At 41.2% G+C, this 7336-nt stretch carries 7 protein-coding genes, 2 tRNA genes and 1 pseudogene; 3 read left to right on the top strand and 7 right to left on the bottom strand.

Annotated features, from left to right (window positions below; all coding sequences use genetic code 11):
• The first annotated feature begins 123 nt into the window (after positions 1 to 123).
• The 3 genes from AAEY79_RS11365 to AAEY79_RS11355 all read left to right on the top strand — a co-directional run bounded on the left by AAEY79_RS11365 (position 124) and on the right by AAEY79_RS11355 (position 2204).
• Positions 124 to 681 carry a hypothetical protein gene (locus AAEY79_RS11365; protein ID WP_352288405.1) on the top strand — a complete coding sequence of 186 codons (558 nt, stop codon included), beginning with the start codon at positions 124 to 126 and terminating at the stop codon, positions 679 to 681.
• 134 nt (positions 682 to 815) lie between these two features.
• Positions 816 to 1031 (top strand): hypothetical protein, encoded by a 216-nt coding sequence (locus tag AAEY79_RS11360; protein ID WP_352288402.1) that lies wholly within the window; start codon positions 816 to 818, stop codon positions 1029 to 1031.
• On the top strand, positions 1032 to 2204 hold the full coding sequence (locus AAEY79_RS11355; protein WP_352288399.1) for a DUF6708 domain-containing protein: 1173 nt from the start codon (positions 1032 to 1034) through the stop codon (positions 2202 to 2204). It abuts the gene before it with no gap.
• A gap of 191 nt (positions 2205 to 2395) precedes the next feature.
• Here the strand turns inward: AAEY79_RS11355 and AAEY79_RS11350 are convergent.
• The 7 genes and pseudogenes from AAEY79_RS11350 to AAEY79_RS11320 form a co-directional block, all read right to left on the bottom strand.
• Positions 2396 to 2572 (bottom strand): annotated as a pseudogene (locus tag AAEY79_RS11350) (transposase); the annotation flags it as partial.
• A gap of 62 nt (positions 2573 to 2634) precedes the next feature.
• Complete coding sequence (locus AAEY79_RS11345; protein WP_173240397.1) at positions 2635 to 2898, bottom strand: Arm DNA-binding domain-containing protein; 264 nt, start codon at positions 2896 to 2898, stop codon at positions 2635 to 2637.
• A 163-nt stretch (positions 2899 to 3061) separates the two neighbouring features.
• Positions 3062 to 3148 (bottom strand) — tRNA-Leu (locus AAEY79_RS11340).
• 124 nt (positions 3149 to 3272) lie between these two features.
• A tRNA-Cys gene (locus AAEY79_RS11335) sits at positions 3273 to 3346 on the bottom strand.
• 192 nt (positions 3347 to 3538) lie between these two features.
• Positions 3539 to 3673: a putative transporter small subunit gene (locus AAEY79_RS11330; protein WP_217271599.1), complete on the bottom strand. Its 135-nt coding sequence runs from the start codon at positions 3671 to 3673 to the stop codon at positions 3539 to 3541.
• An 87-nt stretch (positions 3674 to 3760) separates the two neighbouring features.
• Positions 3761 to 5410 (bottom strand): sodium:solute symporter family protein, encoded by a 1650-nt coding sequence (locus tag AAEY79_RS11325; protein ID WP_198015420.1) that lies wholly within the window; start codon positions 5408 to 5410, stop codon positions 3761 to 3763.
• Positions 5411 to 6228: 818 nt separating this feature from the next.
• Positions 6229 to 7329: a formate dehydrogenase accessory sulfurtransferase FdhD gene (locus tag AAEY79_RS11320; RefSeq protein ID WP_201576389.1), complete on the bottom strand. Its 1101-nt coding sequence runs from the start codon at positions 7327 to 7329 to the stop codon at positions 6229 to 6231.
• Positions 7330 to 7336 lie beyond the last annotated feature (7 nt).

Below are 7336 nucleotides of genomic sequence, written 5' to 3'. Positions count from 1 at the left end.
AAAAGAGCCAGAAAAGATGAGATTACAAGCTGCTTAATTGGGCTTGATGGTGACAACTACCTTGAAAAACTCCGATAGATAACCTATGCTTTATCAATGACTAATAACAAATGAGCTTTATATATGTTAGATCATTCAATTCCAAAGACCTTATTTAAAATGTGGTTGTGTGTGTCCCTACTATTTACGATAGGAGTTAGTCAGTCGCAACTTGCTATGGCAGCTGACACTTCTTATGCTGATAATACGTCCAAGACCGCAGAAGAGTTGAGATTAGAGTATCTCGAAGCGCTTGAAGAAGAGCAGAACAAGCTATATTTTGAAAACTTTGCAACCAATCCTGATGATATTCCGATCAGTGAGTATGAAGGAGGAACTGATCGATACTTTGGAGATTTAGTATTAAGAGGTGATGAGCTTATATTAAAAGTTTCAGGTGGTAAGCTACTTATTATTATCCGAAACGAGCGTCAAGAGCAGCTCAGGCAGCAACTTATACAGTTTGTATCAGAGCATAGTGAAGTGTCAGTCAAAGTTGGTATACAAGGTCTGATAAACCCAAGAAGTAATCAGACAACAGACAGTTTAGATGAATTGGTTCTTGTGAATTACAACGGTTTAGAAGCCAATGCCACTCATAATCTTTTTAAGATGCTTAAGGTATTGAATGATGAGGAGTGAGGTTATAAACAGATAAAGCAACATTTGCAGGGTTTGATGTAAATTCAAGCTATATCGCAGGTAAGAATGATAATTACGTTATTAGTATAGCCTATGGAGGTTCAGCTGTAACAGGTCTTGCTTCAACATACCTATTGGGTTTTACAGCATTTACAGGTGTGGGCGTCTTTGTTCTAATTGCATTCATTGGTATCAATCTATTTATCGGCTACTGGAAAAAGACAGGTATGGAGAATTGGCTCAAACATGGTATATGGGGTACAGATAGCAATAATTGGTCACTTAAGCATACGCTAGAGCAGTTTGACCGCGCTGTGGTCGGTGAAGACATCGACCTCAAGGATAATTAAATGATAGATACTGAAGGGCGTAAACCATATTCAAAATTAAGATATTACGAGGTCGGAAAAAATGTTTCGAATCTTAAGAAGATTGGCGATTTCAAATGGTTAGATAAAAAACAGATCCATGACGTACCACTTTATTCGCAGCGCACTGTTGTACAGTTTAATTCAACCTATATGGAGCTGATAGGCCGGCAAGATAGAATACGCGGAGATGTAACTGTTTGGGGGCTCTTTTTCTTTGGCCTTGTGACGTATGCTTTATATGTTATGGGAGTATTATTTCTTATAATATTTGCTAATAGCGCGGCTTTAGGCAGTATTATTATATTATTCGTAATAATACTTTTAGGTATTTTGACACATGTACTACCATTACTCTCAACCGAACTATTTACCTATACCTATTTACCGATTCGTTTTAACCGTAAAACCCGTAAAGTCTATGTGCGCCAAGCCAATCGTAGAGTAGAAGTCTTTGACTGGGATGAGCTACGGTTTTATATGGCGACTACTTATAAAGATGGTGGCGATGTTCGTGGTATCACACTTGCTGATGATGGTGTGACGATTACTGGTATGTTTAGTTTGCCTTTTGTCAGTGATTTGACAGCTAAAGAAATACTAGGTGGAACACAACTGAAACAACATTTTGAATTTGTCCGTCGCTATATGGAAGGTGATGATAAACAGCTTGCAGAAGTCAAAAATGCTATTCGTTATATCCATCCAGTACATATAAAAAGGGAAACCCCGTTAGCCTCTTTCCAACGAGCTACACTAACCGCACTTGACTCAGATGAAAATATGGAATATCCAAAGGAGGCATTAAGATTAAACTGGACACATCTAGCAATTATCATACAACTTTGGCTACGCTACCTAGGGCGTCTACTCTCTATCAACACCAGCATTACCCCCAAATTTAGCCCAGAGATAGAAGCTGAATGTCAGATAGATCCTAATGATCCGTATGACTTAAACAAAAACTTGCCCGAAGGCAATATTGAAGATACAAATCAACCCATTTGGAAAAAGCTGACACATAGCATCTTGCTTATTTTATTTGGTATCGTCATGTTATTCGTTTTTGCATTTTTTATTGATATGATAGGGGCAATTAAAGGCTACGACACAGGGCTAGCCTATAAGCTACTGCATTTGTTTCATTTAGTGTGATTAAATTTTTTACTATGCATATGATTGCTTAGAAAAACAAGAAGGCTGTGAATGCAATTACGCGACGACTTCGCCAAACATATCAGTGAGCTGCACAATCCTATTGACCGTCCTTATACCGCTATCGTTTATGGCTGTAAATCTGGTTTTGTAATCCTCATGATATACCAGCTCATTCTTCAACACGCCCCATATTGCTCTGTACCGACAAGCTTGCCTTGATTGGCTTTGTTATGCCAGTTTGATAGCGTTTGCATGGCAATACCTAACTGCTTTGCAGTAGCTGAGATATTGCCATTATTATCTGCTATCTTCTTAACGGCTTCGGCTTTGAATTCGTTACTGTAGGTTCTTACTTTCTTAGTCATGATAAACTCCGATTAATACGCTTAGTTTACCAAGTTTAGGTGTACGGTTTCTTCAGCATAGCTCAATTACGACTTAGTAGCTCTTCATAGTCACGCCAAATCTCACAGGCACGAGCGAATGAGACGTTTGGATATACGCCAAGCGATATACGTTTATTTTTTGAGTGAGTAGGAGACAGGTATCGATAAACCCAAGACTTAGTGCCGTTAGGTCTGACCATGAGATACAGCATAGGATGATTTTTGACAGAGACCAGATATTCCTTGTCATCGACTTTATGACTGCTGATGCTGCGGTCGGAGCTGATAGGTTTGCGTGCTTCCATAACTGACACCCCAATGTACATTTAAAAACCAGTGTACATAGTAGTGTACATCAGATGCATGGATTGGGATAGATAGAGCAGGACAGTATAGAACGCCAGATACAACAAAGCCCCTGAGATCAGGGGCTTTAGTTATTCTATAAGATAGTATAGAACTATATAATGGTACCCGGAGCCGGACTTGAACCGGCACGCTATTGCTAGCGAGGGATTTTAAATCCCTTGTGTCTACCAATTTCACCACCCGGGCAAAAATTGTTTTATCTTTAACATAAGCTAGCTGATAGACCGTCTAGTTACTAGATAAGTGCTCGCTATTATAAGCGGTTATGCTAATAATGCAAGCCAAAATTAATGTAAAGTTAATAAATAATTGGAGGCTGGAGTCGGAATCGAACCGGCGTTAACGGAGTTGCAGTCCGCTGCATGACCACTCTGCCATCCAGCCAATCAAGGTGGCCTATATTAGCAAAAATATAATAAATTACAAGTCATTTTTTTGATAAACGCTCGTTATTTATTAGATTAAGAGTATTTAAGCATTATTCATGTTTATTTGAACCATTTAATCAAACATATGCGCGCCTCGACAAGCTATTGCTTAGCGAGGTGTGCATAAAAAATAATACAGTCTAAGCTATTAAATAATGTCTTTATTATTACGTTGGGCTTTTTTGATGTCGCGATAGGTGGCGGTGCAAATCAATACCAGCACCCCCAAGGTAATCGCTGGCCAGACTAAAATATATAATCCGTAGATAAGCGTGCTGTCCATATTGTCTCCTTATAGTATTCATTGATAGGTAACACTTAGCGAGTGACTTGCTAGGTGTTACCAGATATCCGTCAGGGCTACTGTTATTTAGCTCTTTGTTATGGGTGCTACTTTGGGCTTTTTATCGTAGTCACCAACACGTTGTTTGATCAGATCAAAGTCGAAATGCTCATCACCCATGAGACTGACGACCACACAAACGATAGTACTGGCACCGTAAGCGGTCAGTGAAGCGAGTAGGATCATGTACTGGCGTAAGAATCCAGTCGCAAACATTAACATCAGCACCAAGGTAATAGCAGCCGCGCCCATGCCAATCTTACGACCTAAGAAACCAAATACCATCAGACCGATGACCACCGCGCCACCGACACTGGCTAAGATTTCAAAGAATAGGGCGGTGATGCCAACAATAGGTATCAACTCAAAACGCGCTACACAGAATAATAAAAGTCCGACAATCACTGCTGAGGTAAAGGCGACGTTGGTCACACGATTCCAGAATACACTGGCGATGACAGGGAAAACAATTGCACCCCATAAGGCACCAACAAATACCAGCATCACTAGAATATCAAGCTTGAAGCTGGCAAAGATGAGTCCCGCTGCCGTCGCGACAATCATCGTGCCACGACCGACGAGCATCATAGTTTTTGGCTTGATGCCACCTTTTTTGGCGATATTTTTGGCATAAACATCAGCCATCATGATGGTTGATAGCGCCGACAAATCCGAGTCAGCCGTTGAAGATAATGAACCAATGACCAAAATAAAGAATAACGCAATAAAGACCGGATGCAGATACATACTGACCATTTGTGGAATCAAGTTGTTCATATTGCCATCAAGTGGTTCGATGCCAATGGTCAAAGCCATTAAGCCAATCATACCAAGCCCAATGACGATACCGGCATAACCGACTGTGGCGGTAACAAATGTCGCCTTAATTTTAGTTTTATCAATGGCAAATAAGCGCTGGGTAATGGTTTGATTACCGATAGCATAGGCCAATACTGCGACAAAATAGGGTGCACCTTGCTGAAAAAAGGCTTCAGAGGAAAAGAAATCCTGCTGCTCTAAGGTCAAATTCGATAGTCCGCTGACCATCACTGCAGGACCACCCATGGAGAATAGTACCGCTGGAATGATGATGACACCAATGGCCATCAAAGCGACCAATTGGGCAAAATCAGTAAAGACTGAAGCACGAAACCCTGAGGTTAAGGTATAGCTCAATACCCCGACACCCGCGATAATTACCCCTGTTTGGAATGATAATGGTGACAATACTGACACCAATGCCCCAGCAGCGGTAAAGTTGACCATCAAGCTAATTAAGCTGCCCATAAGGTTGGATATGGCTAAAATTAATTGGCTTGATGAGCCGTGGCGGGCGTGGATAAGCTCACCTAAAGTGTGACCGTTGGGAGCAAGCTCACGAAAGCGCATCCCAAAAGGGTAGATGAACAAAATCATCAGCGCGCCCCAAAAGCCGTAATGTATCGGCCCTGATACGCCGTATTTATAGCCAGAGGTGGCAGCGGCATAAAAGGAAGCGGCCCAAATCCAGGTGGCGGTCATACTTGCCGCGCCCATACCGAAGCCAACACCGTGACCTGCAACCATAAAACCAGTGGTAGATTCTTTGTCTTTTTTGATTAATAAAGATAAGAGATAGGTACCGCCGTAAAACGCGACCAATAATAAAATAATGGTGAGCGCCGAAAATTGGAACAATGACTCAGTTTTCAAATTCATACCTCGCAATTGTTTTAAATGAGTAAAAGTTAAGCGGTATTGATTACCCCTTAACGGTTAGAAATAGATTTGTGCCTACTGCAGTAGGTGTTATGACAATAGAACTTATAAAGCACATTAATAGAGCGCATACGATTCGCGCATATCAATAGCGATGACACAAATTGTCATGACAAATTAATAATAAAGTGAGGTGCAGCTGACTATGGTAGTGGGGGTTGTTGACCACACTAGTAATAAATAAAACAATAGCGGCAACTCTCAATATGCGTCTGTTAATGGCTTAGCCATTACGCTGTCAAGTATGCATACTCGATAGTAGCTGGATGCTAAAACAGACTCATATACCATGTCCGCTTAGCAAGATACAGATAAGCACGAGACCATAATATCTTGGCCTGAGCTAAATTTAGACAGCTTTATCAGCTGAAATAAGCAACGTTTTGGATAGCGTTTTATCCAATCATCGCATGTGACGCATTGTCCGTGTTCATCATCTCAAATAAAGTTATTCGTTATAATCAACGAAAATTACTTACTATTGATAAATAAAACTACAGCCATGTTAAATGTATGTAACATGTTCGTGCACTAAGAGTAACCTATTATTTACGTAATCTCAAATTTATCCATAGATAGACAGGCATTAGCCATCACTAAACGCTCATGCTCATAGAGGGAGAGAGAGGGCAAACAACTGATTTTAATGAAATATATAAGATAGGGTCGTGCTAAGGAAGAGATGAAATTAATAGGATGAAGTTTGTTAAATTGGGAGGATAGAGAACCGCCATGTTTTAAAAACCAGAGTAATAAGTCACTCTATTATCACGTAAAAATCCTGCCAACCCCAAGCCATAGCGCTCTGCGACACACACGGCAGTGCTAGTGGGTGCAGACATACCGACCAACCAAGGTATTTGGCTACGAATGGATTTTTGTACCAGCTCGATCGATAGGCGCGAGGTCATCACTACACAGTCGACATCTACTTTGTGTCGTAGTTGCCAGCCAATGAGCTTGTCGAGGGCATTGTGACGGCCGACATCTTCAAAGAGATGTAAGTGTTGCCCTTGCATGGTTGCCGCCGCATGGACAGCGCCTGTTAGTTGATGGGTATGTTGGGTGGCATCTACTTGTGCGCGTATTTGCAATAGGTAGTCAAAACTTGGCATCGCAGCTTTGTTTCTAACACTATTTTCGGGTTGATTTTGACTTTTATCATGAAATCCACTTGCCAGATTAGTTTCTAAGTCACTCTTTAAGTCTCTTTCTAAGTCTCTTTCTAAGTCTCTTTGAAAATGCTCTTGTGAATGGTTATTTGATTTATAGCCACTTAGGTCAGGCAACGCTTGGGTCAAACCTGTGATACCGCACATACCGCACCCTGTACGCCCTGCCAGCTGCCGCCGTTGGGCTTGGATGCGCTGATGACTGCGCTGATTTAAAGTCAATTCCACCACATAAATATCGTAATCCTGCAGCTGTGCTAAGGTTTGCTCAAAGGAACCAGCCGTATCATTTTCATCCATTGAGTCTTGAGTAAATCTTTGATAGCTTGCCATATCTGTCAGCTGGGTCACTTCCCAGTCTAATAAGTCATGGCTGTGTTGAATCAAACCTTCGCTGAACAAAAAGCCTATCGCTAGATATTCTAGCTGATAAGGGCTTGCCATCAATACTGCATAATGAATGCCGTTAATGATAATAGAAATCGCTGCTTCTACGACCAAATTTGCTGATTGATCTTCAATATACGCTTGCTGGCTACCACCTGATTCTGTAGGTGCATAGTAATATTTTTGTACCAAATGCGCGCGCGATAGTGGTGTCACAGTAGATTCTGCCGTCGCTTCAGACATATCGATGGCTGAAGCTTGAGTGTTTAATTTAGTCATTATAAGT

The organism is Psychrobacter sp. GW64-MNA-CIBAN-0177 (assembly GCF_040309585.1).
In the GTDB taxonomy this organism is placed as follows: domain Bacteria; phylum Pseudomonadota; class Gammaproteobacteria; order Pseudomonadales; family Moraxellaceae; genus Psychrobacter; species Psychrobacter okhotskensis.
Note: the sequence above shows the minus strand (reverse complement) of the source record. Positions and strands in the feature narration are given on the sequence as shown.

Excerpts from the sequence above, each read along its gene's own strand:
- AAEY79_RS11365 (WP_352288405.1), top strand. The coding sequence starts at position 124 with ATGTTAGATCATTCAATTCCAAAGACCTTATTTAAAATGTGGTTGTGT.
- AAEY79_RS11355 (WP_352288399.1), top strand. The coding sequence starts at position 1,032 with ATGATAGATACTGAAGGGCGTAAACCATATTCAAAATTAAGATATTAC.
- AAEY79_RS11345 (WP_173240397.1), bottom strand. The coding sequence starts at position 2,898 with ATGGAAGCACGCAAACCTATCAGCTCCGACCGCAGCATCAGCAGTCAT.
- AAEY79_RS11330 (WP_217271599.1), bottom strand. The coding sequence starts at position 3,673 with ATGGACAGCACGCTTATCTACGGATTATATATTTTAGTCTGGCCAGCG.
- AAEY79_RS11320 (WP_201576389.1), bottom strand. The coding sequence starts at position 7,329 with ATGACTAAATTAAACACTCAAGCTTCAGCCATCGATATGTCTGAAGCG.